The 14,623-nt window shown below is 66.1% G+C and carries 11 protein-coding genes; 7 read left to right on the forward strand and 4 right to left on the reverse strand.

All coding sequences use genetic code 11. The annotated features are described in order from the left end of the window. Positions 1-61 precede the first annotated feature (61 nt). From AC1DWU_RS11430 to AC1DWU_RS11460, 7 genes are all read left to right on the forward strand, one after another. The gene (locus tag AC1DWU_RS11430; protein WP_477150103.1) at positions 62-1,252 is read left to right on the forward strand and encodes an ABC transporter permease; all 1,191 of its coding nucleotides are present in this window, start codon (positions 62-64) and stop codon (positions 1,250-1,252) included. Next, complete coding sequence (locus AC1DWU_RS11435) at positions 1,245-2,183, forward strand: ABC transporter ATP-binding protein (protein ID WP_477150104.1); 939 nt, start codon at positions 1,245-1,247, stop codon at positions 2,181-2,183. The genes AC1DWU_RS11430 and AC1DWU_RS11435 overlap by 8 nt, the downstream gene beginning before the upstream one ends. Then, complete coding sequence (locus AC1DWU_RS11440) at positions 2,180-2,929, forward strand: ABC transporter permease (RefSeq protein WP_477150105.1); 750 nt, start codon at positions 2,180-2,182, stop codon at positions 2,927-2,929. The genes AC1DWU_RS11435 and AC1DWU_RS11440 overlap by 4 nt, the downstream gene beginning before the upstream one ends. Before the next feature lie 8 nt (positions 2,930-2,937). After that, positions 2,938-4,281, forward strand: coding sequence for a dihydroorotase (locus AC1DWU_RS11445; protein WP_477150106.1), 1,344 nt, complete (start codon positions 2,938-2,940; stop codon positions 4,279-4,281). Continuing rightward, entirely contained in the window at positions 4,278-5,516 is a 1,239-nt protein-coding gene (locus tag AC1DWU_RS11450) for a Zn-dependent hydrolase (RefSeq protein ID WP_477150107.1), read from the forward strand. The genes AC1DWU_RS11445 and AC1DWU_RS11450 overlap by 4 nt, the downstream gene beginning before the upstream one ends. A 1-nt stretch (position 5,517) precedes the next feature. Then, the gene (locus AC1DWU_RS11455) at positions 5,518-6,648 is read left to right on the forward strand and encodes a DUF917 domain-containing protein (protein ID WP_477150108.1); all 1,131 of its coding nucleotides are present in this window, start codon (positions 5,518-5,520) and stop codon (positions 6,646-6,648) included. 198 nt (positions 6,649-6,846) lie between these two features. Beyond that, complete coding sequence (locus AC1DWU_RS11460) at positions 6,847-8,511, forward strand: urocanate hydratase (RefSeq protein WP_477150109.1); 1,665 nt, start codon at positions 6,847-6,849, stop codon at positions 8,509-8,511. Between the two features lie 184 nt (positions 8,512-8,695). On the opposite strand, the gene AC1DWU_RS11465 is transcribed toward AC1DWU_RS11460, so the two are convergent. The 4 genes from AC1DWU_RS11465 to AC1DWU_RS11480 all read right to left on the reverse strand — a co-directional run bounded on the left by AC1DWU_RS11465 (position 8,696) and on the right by AC1DWU_RS11480 (position 14,569). Next, positions 8,696-10,537 carry an extracellular solute-binding protein gene (locus tag AC1DWU_RS11465; protein ID WP_477150110.1) on the reverse strand — a complete coding sequence of 614 codons (1,842 nt, stop codon included), beginning with the start codon at positions 10,535-10,537 and terminating at the stop codon, positions 8,696-8,698. 116 nt (positions 10,538-10,653) lie between these two features. Beyond that, positions 10,654-12,285 carry an ABC transporter ATP-binding protein gene (locus AC1DWU_RS11470; RefSeq protein ID WP_477150111.1) on the reverse strand — a complete coding sequence of 544 codons (1,632 nt, stop codon included), beginning with the start codon at positions 12,283-12,285 and terminating at the stop codon, positions 10,654-10,656. Continuing rightward, positions 12,282-13,457 carry an ABC transporter permease gene (locus AC1DWU_RS11475; protein WP_477150112.1) on the reverse strand — a complete coding sequence of 392 codons (1,176 nt, stop codon included), beginning with the start codon at positions 13,455-13,457 and terminating at the stop codon, positions 12,282-12,284. The genes AC1DWU_RS11470 and AC1DWU_RS11475 overlap by 4 nt, the downstream gene beginning before the upstream one ends. Beyond that, complete coding sequence (locus AC1DWU_RS11480; protein ID WP_477150113.1) at positions 13,457-14,569, reverse strand: microcin C ABC transporter permease YejB; 1,113 nt, start codon at positions 14,567-14,569, stop codon at positions 13,457-13,459. The genes AC1DWU_RS11475 and AC1DWU_RS11480 overlap by 1 nt, the downstream gene beginning before the upstream one ends. Positions 14,570-14,623 lie beyond the last annotated feature (54 nt).

Here is a 14,623-nt window from a genome sequence, read left to right on the forward strand (position 1 = left end):
TTTGGGGGTGGGCAGGAATACTGCCCACCCCTAATGTTTTCGCGATGAGCGAACGGACACCATGACAGACATCGCGGTTCCCCAAGCTGGCCGGTTGCCGTTCGCCGTCGACAAGCTCGGCGTGCTGATCGCGGGGCTGGCGGCTGTCGCGTCGTTCCTGCCGTTCGCAGCGTTTCGCGCTAATCGCATCGTGCTGGGGGAATCGAAGGGGATATTCGTTGCGCTGCCCGGGTGGGAGGCGGTGTTGCTGGCGTTGGTGCTGGTGGCTGGCATCGGCATCGCGTTGTTCCGGACGCCGACGCTGTGGCGGTTGGCGACGAGCTTGGTGGTGCTGGCGCTGCTGTTCATCGCTATCGGCCATGCCGGCACGTTCCTGACGCCGCCGGGAGACAAGATTGCCCGCGTTTCACCCGGTGGCGGCTTCTGGCTGCTGATCTTTGCCTTCGCGCTGCTGGCGGCTGACGCCATCGCGCGATTGAAGCTGAAGCCGTGGATGCGGATCGGCGTGCTGGCGGCGGTGGCGGTGTTCTTCGCGGTGCTGCTCGTTTCCGGCACGCTCAACGACCTGTCGATCCTGCGCGAGTATTTCAACCGCGGCGACACGTTCTGGCGCGAGGCGCAGACGCATCTGGCGCTGGCGCTCGGCTCGCTGGCGGCGGCGACGGTCGCCGGTATTCCCATCGGCATCCTTTGCCACCGCAGCGATGCGTGGCGGGCGCCGGTGCTGAATGTGCTGAACGCCATCCAGACCATTCCGTCGATCGCGCTGTTCGGGCTGCTGATCGCGCCGCTGGCGTGGGTGGCGGCGAACGTTCCCGGCGCTTCGGCGGTTGGTATTTCCGGAATTGGTGCGGCGCCGGCGATGGTGGCGCTGTTCGCCTATTCGCTACTGCCGGTGGTGGCCAACACCGTGGTGGGGCTCGACAATGTGCCGCCGGCTGCCAACGACGCGGCCAAGGGCATGGGGATGACCGACTGGCAGCGGCTCACGACGGTAGAGTTTCCGCTGGCCTTTCCGGTGATCCTTACCGGCATCCGGATTGTGCTGGTACAGAACATCGGGCTCGCCACCATTGCTGCGCTGATCGGCGGCGGCGGGTTCGGGGTGTTCGTGTTCCAGGGCGTCGGGCAGACGGCGATGGACCTGGTGCTGCTGGGCGCCGTGCCGACCGTGGCCCTGGCCTTTGCAGCGGCCGTAGTGCTTGATTCTGTTGTGGAAATGGTCTCACCCAAGGATATGCACCGTGATTGAGATCGAGGCCCTCACCAAGGACTATCTCGAGCTGACAGTGGTCGACCACGTGAGCCTCACTGTCGCGGACGGCGAGCTGGCGGTGATCGTTGGCACGTCGGGTTCGGGCAAGACGACTTTGTTGAGGATGATCAACAGGTTGATCGAGCCGACCTCGGGCATGGTGAAGATCGACGGCGAGGATACGCGGGCGGTGCCGGCGTTCGAACTGCGGCGGCGGATCGGCTATGCGATCCAGGGGCACGGGCTGTTTCCGCATCGGACGGTGGGGCAGAACATAGCGACGGTGCCGACGCTGCTTGGCTGGGACAAGCAGAAATCCATGCAAAGGGTTGATGAGCTTCTGAGCTTGTTCCAACTCGAGCCCGCGGAATTTCGTGATCGGATGCCGAGCGAGCTTTCGGGCGGCCAGCAGCAGCGTGTCGGCGTGGCGCGGGCGCTCGCCGCGGAGCCGAAACTGCTGCTGATGGACGAGCCGTTCGGTGCGCTCGACCCGATCATCCGTGCCAAGGCGCAGTCGGATTTGCTGGCGATCCAGAAGCGGTTCGGCACCACCATCGTCTTGGTGACGCACGATATGGAGGAGGCGATCCACCTCGGCACGAAGATCGCCGTCATGGACAAGGGCAAGCTGCTGCAATACGCGCCGCCCGACGAGATCATCGCCCGGCCGGCGACGCCGTTCGTCGCGGAATTGATCGGCACCGGCGAGCGGCCGTTCCGGCTGCTGTCGTTGGGCAGGGTCCGCGACCTGGTGGAAGCCGGCCCAGCGCAGGGCGAACCGATTTCGGCCGATGCCTCGCTACGCGACGCCTATGCCGAGTTGCTGTGGACCGGGCGCGAGATGCTGCCCGTGGTCGACGAGACTGGCACCAGCATCGGCCGCATCCGCCGCGACGACATCGCCCACAAGGCTGAGCGCCCGCAATGAGCGTCGGGCTGATCACCCGGCTGATCGTCCTCGCGCTGCTGGTGGCGTTCATCGTCACGCCCGAGAGCTTCGCCTGGGTGTTCCAGCCGCTGACCAAGAACGGGCAGCCGGCGATCTATGTGCAGAACTCGCTGCTCAACCTGACGCTGAGCCATCTGACCATCGTTGCGATCGCGACGATTGCCTCGACCCTGCTGGCGGTGGGGCTGGCCATCCTCGTGACCCGGCCGTTCGGGGCGGAGTTCCTGCCGCTGAGCCGCTCGCTCGCCAATATCGGCCAGACCTTCCCGCCGGTGGCGGTGCTGGCGCTGGCGGTGCCGGTGCTGGGGTTCGGGGCGGCGCCGACGCTGGTGGCGCTATTCCTCTACGGGCTGCTGCCGATCTTCGAGAATGCGCTGACCGGGCTAACGACGTTACCGCCGGCGGTGACCGAGGCGGCGCGCGGGGTGGGGATGACCGACCGGCAGAGGCTGCTCGGTGTCGAACTGCCGCTGGCGACGCCGGTGATCCTCGCGGGCATCAGGCTCTCGGTGGTGATTTCGGTGGCGACGGCGACAATCGGCTCGACTGTGGCCGCGAGTACGCTGGGTGAGGTGATCATCGCCGGGCTGCTCTCGAACAACCTCGCCTTCATCGCGCAGGGCGGTCTGGTGGTCGGCGTGATGGCGGTTCTGATCTATGATGCGCTTTCGGCGCTCGAGCGGATGCTGATGGCTCGCACCGGTCAGCGTCGGCTGCAATCGTAGGAGCGGACATGTCCGATTTCGATCTCGTCCTCGCCGGCACGGTGGTGCTGCCTTCGATGATCATCGAGGGCGGCTATGTCGCGGTGCGCGACGGCAAGGTGGCGCATGTGGGGGAGGGCGTGGCGCCGCACGCACATGAGCGGCATCTGCTCGGCAACGCGCTGATCCTGCCCGGCGCGATCGACGCGCAGACCCATTCGCTGAGCCAGAAGAACCAGGAGGATTTCATCTGGTCGACCCGCTCGGCGGCGGCGGGTGGCGTCACCACTATCGTCGATATGCCGTACGATGAGGGCAACCTTGTGTGCTCGGCCGAGGCGGTGCGGATCAAGGTCGCGCATGCCGAGCCGCAGGCGCGGGTGGATTTCGCGCTTTATGGCACGATCAACCCGGAGGATGGCGCGAGCCGCATTGCTGAGCAGGCGGCGGCCGGGGTCGCGGCGTTCAAGTTTTCGACCTTCGGGACGGACCCGGTGCGCTTTCCGCGGATATCGCCGCCGCTGCTGGCCGAGGCATTTGCCGAGGTGGCGAAGACCGGGCTGACGGCGGGCGTGCACAACGAGGACGACGAGAGCGTCCGCGCCGCGATGGCGCGGGTGAAAGCCTCGGGGATCACCGACTGGCGGGCGCACGGCATGAGCCGGCCGCCGCTGACCGAGCTGCTGGCGACGCTGCAGATCTACGAGACCGGGGCGCAGACGGGGTGCGACGCGCATGTGGTGCATTGCTCGCTGAGCCGCGGCTACGACATCGCGGCGGACTACCGGGCGCGCGGGTTCGGCGCGACCATCGAGTGCTGCATCCACTACCTGACGCTCGACGAGGAGAACGACGTCCGGCGGCTGGGCGGCAAGGCCAAGATCAACCCGCCGATCCGGCCGCGGGCCGAGGTGGAAGCGCTGTGGCGGCAGGTGGCGGCGGGGAATGTGACGCTGGTCTCGACTGATCATGTGAGCTGGTCGGAGGACCGGAAGACCAATCCGGACATGCTGGCCAACGCCTCGGGCGTGCCGGGGTTGGAGGCGATGGTGCCGCTGTTCGTCAAGGGCGCGCTGGAGCGCGGGGTGTCGCTGACCTGGGCGGCGAAGCTGATGGCGGCGAACCCGGCGCGGCACTTCCGGCTCGGGCAGAAGGGGGCGCTGGAGGCTGGGAAGGACGCGGATATCACGGTGCTGGTGGACCGGCCGCAGGTCTATGACGCGGCGAGGTCGGGGCACAATGTGGTGGGGTGGTCGCCGTATAACGGGATTACGCTGCCGTGGACGGTGGCGGGGACTTGGTTGCGGGGGAAACAGGTGTTTGACGGGACGACTGTGGCTGAGCCGGGGGTAGGGCGGTGGGTGCGACCGTGACCCGAAACCTCCCCACGCAGGAAGCCCGCATCGCCGAGGACATCGCCACCCTCGCCGAGATCACCGAGCCCGGACGGCCGTACACGCGGCGCGCCTTTACCCCGATGTTCCTGCGCGGGCGGGAGTGGCTCGTCCGCCGCTTTGAGGCGGCCGGATTGGAGACGCGGATCGATGCTTCCGGCAACCTGATCGGGCGGCGGCGGGGACGCGTTGGCGGCAAGACCATCATGGTTGGCTCGCACTCCGATACCGTGCCGGACGGTGGCCGCTTTGATGGCATCGCCGGGGTGTCGGCGGCGCTGGAGGTGGCGCGGGCGTTGCACGACCAGGGCGTGGTGCTGGAGCATGATCTGGAGATCATCGATTTCCTCGCCGAGGAGGTTTCGATCTTCGGCGTGTCGTGCGTCGGCAGCCGGGGGATGGCCGGGGTGCGGCCGGACAATTGGCTGGACCGGGAGGTCGATCAATTCACGCTGCGCGAGGGGATCGCCGAGGTGGGCGGCAATCCGAACAAGCTCGAAAAGCGCGAGGATATCGCGGCGTTTCTGGAGCTGCACATCGAGCAGGGGCCGGTGCTGGAGGATGGGCATCTCGATATCGGCGTGGTGGCGGCAATTGCCGGAATCACCCGGATCGAGGTGGTGGTGAACGGGCGGGCCGACCATGCCGGGACGACGCCGATGGGTTCGCGGCAGGATGCACTTACCACGGCAGCGCGGCTGGTGGTGGGGATCGAGGAACTGGGGACGCGGCTCAGCAAGGGCCGGTTCCATTTCGCGGCGACGGTGGGTGAATTTTCGATCGAACCGGGTGCGGCGAACGTGGTGCCATCTAGGGCGCGGCTGCTGATCGATGCGCGGGCCGAGCGGCGCGAGGACATGGAGAAGTTCATTGCCGAGCTTGCTGTGCTCGTTAACGCGACGGCAGCCGCCACCGGGGTGGCGATAGAGCCGCCATTGACCATTTCCGACAATTTGCCAACGCCTTGCGACCCGTTCGTGCTTGATACGCTCGACGCGGCAGCTGTGGCCGTGGGGGCGCGCCATCGCCGCATGGCCTCGGGCGCCGGGCACGACACGGCATGGATGGCGCGGGTGACGAAGGCGGCGATGATCTTCATCCCCTGCCTCGGCGGCCGCAGCCATGCGCCGGAGGAATATGCCGAAACGGCCGACGTTGCCTTGGGGGCTGCGGTGCTGCTGGAGGCGGTGAAGAAGCTCGATAAGGACTTGTAGTATGGGTCGCGTACTGACCGAGAAGGATGTGGAGCCGGCGGTGAAGGGCGGGTCCGTCTATGCCGCGGGCGGGGGCGGATGGGCTGACCATGGCCGGATGCTCGGCTATGCGGCGGTGAGTATCGGCAAGCCGGAACTGGTGGACATCGAGGAGCTGGAGCCGCGCGATTGGGTGGCGACATCCGCCGCGATCGGCGCGCCGGCTTCGACCACGCCCTGGGAGATGCAGGGCCGCGACTATGTGAAGGCCGTCGAGCTGCTGCAGGAGGCGCTGGGCGAGCGGCTCGCCGGGCTGATGATCGGGCAGAACGGCAAAAGTTCGACGCTCAATGCCTGGCTGCCGGGGGCGATCCTAGGCACCAAGGTGGTGGACGCAGTGGGCGATATCCGCGCGCACCCCACCGGCGACATGGGCTCGATCGGCATGGCGAGTTCGCCCGAGCAATCGATCCAGACGGCAGTGGGCGGCAACCGGGCCGAGAACCGCTACATCGAGCTGGTGACGCGCGGCGCCACGGCGAAGATCTCGCCGATCCTCCGCACCGCGTCGGATATGTCCGGCGGCTTCATAGCCTCGTGCCGCAATCCGGTGCGCGCCAAGTATGTGCGGCGCAACGCGGCCTTGGGCGGCATCTCGCTGGCGCTGGAACTGGGTGAGGCGATCATCGCAGCGGAAAAGAAGGGCGGCTCGGCGGTGATCGACGCGATCGTCAAGGCTACCGGCGGCTCGATCCTCGCCAAGGGGACGGTGACCAACAAGGACCTCGTCTACACCAAGGAAGCGTTCGACGTCGGCCGGTTCGTCCTCAACGAGGGCGACAAGGCGATCACCATCCACACCATGAACGAGTACATGGCGGTGGACGACGCCGGCGGCAACCGGCTCGCGACGTTCCCGGATGTGATCACGACGCTGGACGCTTCGGGCACGCCGCTTTCGGCTGGGCAGCTGCGGGTGGGGATGTTCGTGTTCATCCTCCATGTCAGCAAGAAGATCATCCCGCTTTCGACCTCGGTGATCGAGCCGGCGGTGTTCCCGCCGGTGGAGAAGGCGCTGGGGATCGATCTTGCGACGTATGCGCTCGACGGGATCAAGCCGCGGAAGAAGGGTGGCGTGAAGGGCTGGGAGTAAGGCCGCCAGTCCTGCGGCCGATAGGCTGGTGCGGGAAACGTACCCCCCACCCTGTCCCTCCCCCTCGAGGGGGAGGAGACCCTGCGGCTATTGCCTTCGTCCCACTGACACCGTTGTCGGCGGCTGGCGTCTCCCTCCCCCTTGAGGAGGGGACAGGGGTGGGGGTTTCTTTCGGGCACGGACGCGGTAGAAAACTCCATGCCAAAACCCAATCCCCGCCATCCGAATTTCCCCATTCCATCCGGTCCGATCCTCCGCGCCAAAGGCTGGCGGCAGGAGGCGTTGTTGCGGCTGCTCGAGAACGTGCTGGCCGTGGGGGAGGACCCTGAGAAGCTCATCGTCTATGCGGCGCTGGGGAAGGCGGCGCGGAATTGGGCGGCGCACAAGAAGATCGTCGAGACGCTGATGACGATGGACGAGGACCAGACGCTCGTCATCCAGTCCGGTAAGCCGATCGGGCTGTTCAAGACCCATGCGCAGGCGCCGCTGGTGATCATGGCGAACTGCAACATCGTGGGGCAGTGGGCCAAGGCCGAGGTGTTCTACGAGCTCGAGAAGAAGGGGCTGATCGCCTGGGGCGGGCTGACCGCCGGGGCGTGGCAGTACATCGGCAGCCAGGGGGTGATCCAGGGCACCTATGAGATCTTCATGCGCATCGCCGAGAAGCGCTTTGGCGGTTCGCTCGCCGGGCGGTTCATCCTGACCGCCGGGATGGGTGGCATGGGCGGGGCGCAGCCGCTGGCCGGGCGCATGGCGGGGGCGGCGATACTCGATGTCGATGTCGACCCCGAGCGGGCGCGGAGGCGGAAGGAGATCGGCTATCTCGAGGAGATCGCGCCCAACCTCGACGCGGCGCTGGCGCTGATCGACGCGGCGGTGCGGGAGAAGCGGGCGGTTTCGGTTGGCCTGGTGGCCAATGCGGCCGAGGTCTATCCGGAGATTTTGCGGCGCGGGATCATTCCCGACATCGTCACCGACCAGACCAGTGCGCATGACCTCGTTTATGGCTACGTGCCCAAGGGGATGAGCCTCGATGAGGTGAAGCGGCTGCGGGTGGACGGGCAGGGGCAGCTGATGGCGGCGAGCCGCGCTTCGATTGCCGACCACGTGCGGGCGATGCTGGGGTTTCTTGAGGCGGGCGCCGAGGTGTTCGACAACGGCAACCTGATCCGCACGCAGGCGAAGCAGGCCGGGGTGGAGAATGCGTTCGATATCCCGATCTTCACTGAGGCGTATCTGCGGCCGCTGTTTGCGCGCGCCATCGGGCCGTTCCGCTGGATGGCGCTATCGGGCGAGGCGTCGGATATCGCGCGGATCGATGATCTGGTGCTGGAGATGTTCCCGGACAACAAGATCGTCACCAACTGGATCCGGCTGGCGCGGCAGTATGTGCCGTTCGAGGGGTTGCCGGCGCGCATTGCGTGGCTGGGGCATGGCGAGCGGACGGCGCTGGCGCTGGCGGTGAATGCGCTGGTGCGGTCGGGTGAGCTTGCGGGGCCGGTGGCGTTCTCGCGCGATCATCTCGATGCCGGGGCGATGGCGCACCCCAACATCATGACCGAGAACATGAAGGACGGCTCGGACGCGATTGCCGACTGGCCGCTGCTCGATGCGATGCTGCTCGCTTCGTCGATGGCGGACCTGGTGGTGATCCACTCGGGCGGCGGCGGGTATGCCGGGTACATGACCTCGGCCGGGGTGACGCTGGTGGCGGATGGGACCGAGGCGGGGGACGCGCGGTTGTCGCATGCGCTGACCAATGACACGGGCCTTGGCGTGATGCGATATGCGGATGCCGGGTATGAGGACGCGGTGGACGAGGCGGCGGCTAAGGGGATTGGGTGGTTTGATTTGAGGGGGTGAGGCAGCTCATCTCATCATCCATAGGACGTCATCCCGGCGAAAGCCGGGACCCAGTGCGCTGACCGCTCCACTTGCACCAACCTCTCCGACCTTGCTGTGATGGACCGGATGGGCCTGCGCCTATCCAACCATCGAGCAGTGGGTCCCGGCTTTCGCCGGGATGACGGCCGGTGGGCGCGCCGCCCTAGTTCTTCGCCACCCCGGTCTTCGCCGCCTTCGCCTCGTCGTACCACCACACTGTCGGGAAGCCGATCGAGAACTCGGGCAGCTCGGCCGGGTGGCTGAAGCGGTCCCAGCGGGCGATGCGGGATTTGCGGAGGGTGTAGGTGGGCGTCACGTAGTGGTGGGCGAGCAGGACGCGGTCCAGCGCGCGGGTGGCGGCGATGAGGGTTTCGCGGTCGTCGGCGAAGACGATCTTGTCGATCAGGGCGTCGACGCCCTTGTCGGAAATGCCGCCATAGTTGCGGCTGTCGTTCTGCGCGGCGGAGGCCGAGCCCCAGAAATCGCGCTGCTCGTTGCCGGGGGAGAGCGACTGCGCCCAGCCGGTGTAGATCATGTCGAAGTCGTGGTTCTGCACGCGCTCGATGTACTGCGGCGAATCCACCGACCGGATGCTCGCGTTGATGCCGAGGCGCTTGAGGTTGGTCTGGAACGCCGTGGCGATGGGCTCGATGGTCGGGCCGTTGAGGAGGATCTCGAACGTCACCGGCTGGCCGTCGGGAGTCATCAGCTGGTTGCCGCTCAGCGTGTAGCCCGCCTTGGTGAGGATCTCGTTGGCCGTGCGGAGGCTGTTGCGGAGCTTGGTCGTGTCGCCGTTGACCGGGTTCTTGTACTCGGTGGTGAACACCGTCGCGGGGACGAGGTCCTTGACCGAGTTGAGGATCTCGAGCTCCTCGCCCTGCGGCAGGCCGGAAGAGGCGAATTCGGTGCCGTAAAAGAAGCTGTTGATGCGGTCGTACTGGCCGAAGAAGCGGAGCTTGTCGAGCTCCTCGAAGTCGAAGGCGTAGAGCATTGCTTCGCGCAGGGCTTCGCTCTGGAACAGGGGTTTCCTGAGGTTCGGCACGAACCCGACGAGGATGCCGGAGCCGCGATAGGCGTTCTCGAACAGCTCCTTGATCACCTTGCCGTCGGTGACGGCGGGGAAGTTGTAGTCGTTCTGCCAGCGCAGGGCGAGGTTCTCGTCCCACCAGTCGAATTCGTCGCCCTTGAAGCCTTCGAACTCGGCTGTGGTGTCGCGGAAATACTCGTACTTGATCTCCTGGAAGTTGTTCTGGCCGAGATTGAACGGCTCCTTGAGGCCCCAGTAGTTGGGATCGCGCTCATAGGTGATCGAGGCGCCGGGGGAGAAGCTGGCGAGCTTGTAAGGGCCCGAGCCCATCGGCGGCTCGAGGGTGGAGTGGGCGATATCGCGCGGCTTGCCGTCGGCGCCGGTGCCCTCCCACCAGTGCTGCGGCAGGACGATCAGCTGGCCCATGATGTGCGGCAGCTCGCGGTTGCCGCCCTGGTCGAACGTGAAGGTAACCTCGCCGGGCGCGGTGACCTCGGCCTTCTTGACGTTGGCGAAGTAGTTGGCCTGGCTGGGATTCAGCTCGATGACCTTGTTGAAGGTCCACACCACGTCCTCGGCGGTGACCGGCTCGCCGTCAGCCCATTTGGCGCGTGGGTTCATCCGGAAGGTGACCGAGGAGAAATCGTCGGGGTAGCTGAAAGCTTCGGCGAGGTTGCCGTACTGGGTCGAGTTCTCGTCGAGCGAGGGCGTGGTCAGCGTCTCGAACACCAGCCCGATGCCGTCGGCGGGTTCGCCCTGCGGCAGGATCGGATTGAAGGTGTCGAAGCCGCCCATTGAGCTCAACCGCACGACGCCGCCGACTGGCGCATCGGTGTTCACGTAGTCGAACTTCTGGAAGCCTTCGGGATATTTGGGTTCGCCGATCAGCGAGCCGGCGTGGTGCCAGACCTTGTCCTGGGCGATCGCCGGGCTGAACGCGAGGAGCGCGGCGAGGGTGAGGGCGGCTAGCTTGTGCATGAAGGCCTCCATTCGGGGGAGAACGTGTTGGCTGAGCTTAGGGGGGATTGTGGCGGGAATCGAGGTGGGTCGCTTCCGAGCCGGTGGGGGTCTGTTTGCGCCGGACCCCAGGGCAATCACTGCGCCACCTCGGGGGTGGGCACGGCTTCGACGGCGAAGGCGGCGGCCATCAGGGCCTTGGTGTAGTCGGATTTCGGGGCGGCGAAGATCTCGGCGGCCGGGCCGTGCTCGACCACCTTGCCGTTGCGCATCACCATCACCTGGTTGGCGAGGGCGCGTACGACGCGGAGGTCATGCGAGATGAACAGGTAGGTGAGGCCGTGCCGATGCTGCAGCTCGCGCAGGAGGTCGACGACCTGCGCCTGGACACTCATGTCGAGCGCGGAAGTGGGCTCGTCGAGGACGACGAATTTCGGTTCGAGCACCATGGCGCGGGCGATGGCGATGCGCTGGCGCTGGCCACCGGAGAACTCGTGCGGGTAGCGAAAGCGGGCTTCCGGATCGAGCCCGACTTCCGTGAGGGCGCGGACGACGCGGGCGTCGCGCTCGGCCGGGCGAAGTTGCGGCGCGTGGACCGCGAGGCCCTCGGCAATGATCTCGGCCACCGACATGCGGGGGCTGAGCGAGCCGAACGGATCCTGGAAGACGATCTGCAGGTCCTTGCGGAGCGGCCGCATGGCGCCCCAGGAGAGCTTCTCGATGTCGCGGCCCAGATAGACGATGCGGCCCTCCGAACCGATGAGGCGGAGCAGGGCGCGGCCGAGCGTGGTCTTGCCTGAACCGGATTCGCCGACGACGCCGAGCGTCTCGCCGCGACGGATGGCGATGTCGACGTCGTCGACCGCCTTGATGTGGCCGACGGTGCGGCGGAAGAAACCGCGCTTGATCGGAAACCAGACGCGCAGCTTTTCGGCGGCGACGATCTGTTCAGCATCGGCGGCCGGCGTCGGGGGATCGCCCTTCGGTTCGGCCGCCAGCAGCTTCCTGGTGTAGGCGTGCTGCGGGTCGGCGAAGATGGTTTCGGTGCGGCCCGACTCGACGATCTTGCCCTCGGTCATCACGTGGGTGATCTCGGCCATGCGGCGGACAATGGCGAGGTCGTGGGTGATGAACAGGATCGCCATTTCGCGCTTCTGCTGCAGCGACATCAGCAGTTCGAGGATCTGCGCCTGCACGGTGACGTCGAGCGCGGTGGTGGGCTCGTCGGCGATCAACAGCTTCGGCTCATTGGCGAGCGCCATGGCGATCATGACGCGCTGACGCTGGCCGCCGGAGAGCTGGTGCGGGAAATCGTCGAGGCGCGAGACCGGGTCGGGGATGCCCACCTCGGTCAGCAACTCGATGGTGCGGGCGCGCGCTGCGGCCTTCCGCATGCCGCGATGGAGGATCAACGCCTCGCTCACCTGCCGCTCGACGGTGTGGAGCGGGTTGAGCGAACTCATTGGCTCCTGGAAGATCATCGAGATGGCGTTGCCGCGCACGCCGCGGATGGCCTTGTCCTCGGCATGCAGCAGGTCCTCGCCGTTGAACAGGACGCGGCCTTTTGGGTGCGACGCGGCCGGATAGGGCAGGAGGCGGAGGATCGATAGCGCCGTGACCGATTTGCCGGAGCCGCTCTCGCCGACCAGCGCCACGGTCTGGCCGACGTGGATGTCGAATGAGACGCCGCGCACGGCGTGCATCTGCCCGTGCTCGGTTTGGAAATCGACGTGCAGGTCATCAACCTGGAGCAGCGGGCCGTGCATCAACGTGTCCCCGCGAAGGTCTTGCGCGGATCGAACGCATCGCGCACCGCCTCGCCGATGAAGACGAGGAGGGTAAGGATGAGCGAGACGGTGAAGAAGCCGGTGATGCCGAGCCACCAGGCCGAAAGGTTGTCCTTTCCCTGGCTCAGCAACTCACCCAGCGACGGCGAGCCAACGGGCAGGCCGAAGCCGAGGAAGTCGAGGGCCGTCAGGGTGGTGACCGAGCCGGCGAGGATGAACGGCATGAAGGTGAGGGTGGCGACCATGGCGTTGGGCAACAGGTGCCCGACCATGATCTTGAGGTTGGAAACCCCGAGCGCGCGGGCGGCGGCGACATATTCGAAGTTGCGGGCGCGCAAGAATTCCGCCCGGACGATGCCGACCAGCGCCGTCCACGAGAACAGCAGCAGGATGCCGAGCAGCACCCAGAAGCTTGGGGCGATGATGCTGGAAATGATCAGCAGCAGATAAAGCGAGGGCACCGAGGTCCAGATCTCGATCAGGCGCTGCGCGATGAGATCGACCCAGCCGCCGAGATAGCCCTGCAGCGCGCCGGCGCCGATGCCGACGACCGAGGAGAGCACGGTCAGGATCAGCCCGAACAGCACCGAGATGCGGAAGCCGTAGATCAGCCGGGCCAGCACGTCGCGGCCCTGGTCGTCGGTGCCGAGCCAGTGGAAGTTGCCGATGTTGCAGGAGGGGTCGTCCACCCCGCCGGGGTAGAACGAGCAGCGCTCCTCGGCGGTCTGCAGCCAGGATGGCTTCGAGGGCACCGCGCCGGTGAGGGATTCGTCGACCGTGCCGTAGGAGTAGCGGATCGGCGGCCAGAACATCCAGCCATTGGCGTTGATCTCGTCGGCGATGAAGGGGTCGCGGTAGATCGTTTCGGCGAGGAAGCCGCCGAACTTGGTCTCGGGGTAGGCGACGACGACCGGGAACAGCAGCTCGCCCTTATAGCTCACCACCAGCGGCCGATCGTTGACGATCAGTTCTGCGAACATGGTGAGGATGAACAGGACGAGGAAGATCCACAGCGACCAGACGCCACGGCGATTGGCGTTGAACACCTTGAGCCGGCGCTCGTTGATCGGCGAGAGCAGTGGCGCCGAACGAGCCTGATCGGCCGGAGCAAAGACGAGGAAGGGGGAGCGGGCGCCCGCTAGGCTGGCGTGCATCAGACTTCCCGGCTTTCGAAATCAATGCGCGGATCGATCCACATGTACATGAGGTCGGAGACCAGCCCGATGACGAGACCCATCAACGAGAAGACGTAGAGCGTCGCGAACACCACCGAATAATCGCGGTTGAGCACCGACTGGAAGCCCAGGAGGCCAAGGCCATCGAGCGAGAAGATCGTCTCGATCAGCAGCGAGCCACCGAAGAAGGCCGAGATGAACGCCGCTGGGAAGCTGGCGATGACCAGCAGCATAGCGTTGCGGAACACGTGCCGGTACAGCACCTGCCTGTCGTTGAGCCCCTTGGCGCGGGCGGTGGTGACGTACTGCTTGCGGATTTCCTCGAGGAAGGAGTTCTTGGTGAGGAGCGTCACCGTAGCGAAGCCACCGACCGCCATGGCGGTGATCGGCAGGGTGATGTGCCACAGGTAATCTAGGATCTGGCGGTACCAGGGGAGGTTGGCGAAGTTCTCGGACACCAGCCCTCGCAGCGGGAAGATGTTCCAGAAACTGCCGCCGGCGAACAGCACGATCAGCAGCACTGCGATGAGGAAGCCGGGTAGCGCGTAGCCGACGATGACTATGGATGAGGTCCAGACGTCGAACCGCGAACCGTCGCGGATGGCCTTGGCGATGCCGAGCGGGATCGAGACGCCGTAGCCGAGCAGCGTCATCCACAAGCCCAGCGTGATCGAGACCGGCAGCTTCTCCTTGATCAGGTCGATGACCGAGATATCGCGGAAGTAGCTGTTGCCGAAATCGAAGCGGGCATAGTTCCAGATCATGGTGACGAAGCGCTCGAGCGGCGGTTTGTCGAAACCGAACTGCTTCTTGATCCGCTCGAGGATTTCCGGCCTGAGGCCCCGGGCGCCGCGATAGGTCGAGTTGACATCGCTCGTGCTCTTCGCCTCGCCAGTCTGCTGGCCGGCGAAATCGCCCTGCTCGCTGCCGGTGATGCGCTCGGTGGCACTGATGTTCTGGCCGGACATCTGGGCAATGACCTGCTCCACCGGTCCGCCGGGAGCAAACTGCACGATGACGAAGGAGACCACCATGATGCCGAACAGCGTCGGGATCATCAGGAGCAAGCGTCTCAGGATATAGGCGCCCAATGGCGGCTCCAGTCGTCGTGGTCGGTTGAGGCTAGCAACGCAGTACTGTGGGCC

Source organism: Devosia sp. P2_G7 (genome assembly GCF_056403495.1).

Bases quoted from the DNA above. Each gene is read 5' to 3' on its own strand.
- AC1DWU_RS11430 (WP_477150103.1), top strand. From the start codon at position 62: ATGACAGACATCGCGGTTCCCCAAGCTGGCCGGTTGCCGTTCGCCGTC.
- AC1DWU_RS11465 (WP_477150110.1), bottom strand. From the start codon at position 10,537: ATGCACAAGCTAGCCGCCCTCACCCTCGCCGCGCTCCTCGCGTTCAGC.
- AC1DWU_RS11460 (WP_477150109.1), top strand. From the start codon at position 6,847: ATGCCAAAACCCAATCCCCGCCATCCGAATTTCCCCATTCCATCCGGT.
- AC1DWU_RS11455 (WP_477150108.1), top strand. From the start codon at position 5,518: ATGGGTCGCGTACTGACCGAGAAGGATGTGGAGCCGGCGGTGAAGGGC.
- AC1DWU_RS11445 (WP_477150106.1), top strand. From the start codon at position 2,938: ATGTCCGATTTCGATCTCGTCCTCGCCGGCACGGTGGTGCTGCCTTCG.
- AC1DWU_RS11475 (WP_477150112.1), bottom strand. From the start codon at position 13,457: ATGCACGCCAGCCTAGCGGGCGCCCGCTCCCCCTTCCTCGTCTTTGCT.
- AC1DWU_RS11440 (WP_477150105.1), top strand. From the start codon at position 2,180: ATGAGCGTCGGGCTGATCACCCGGCTGATCGTCCTCGCGCTGCTGGTG.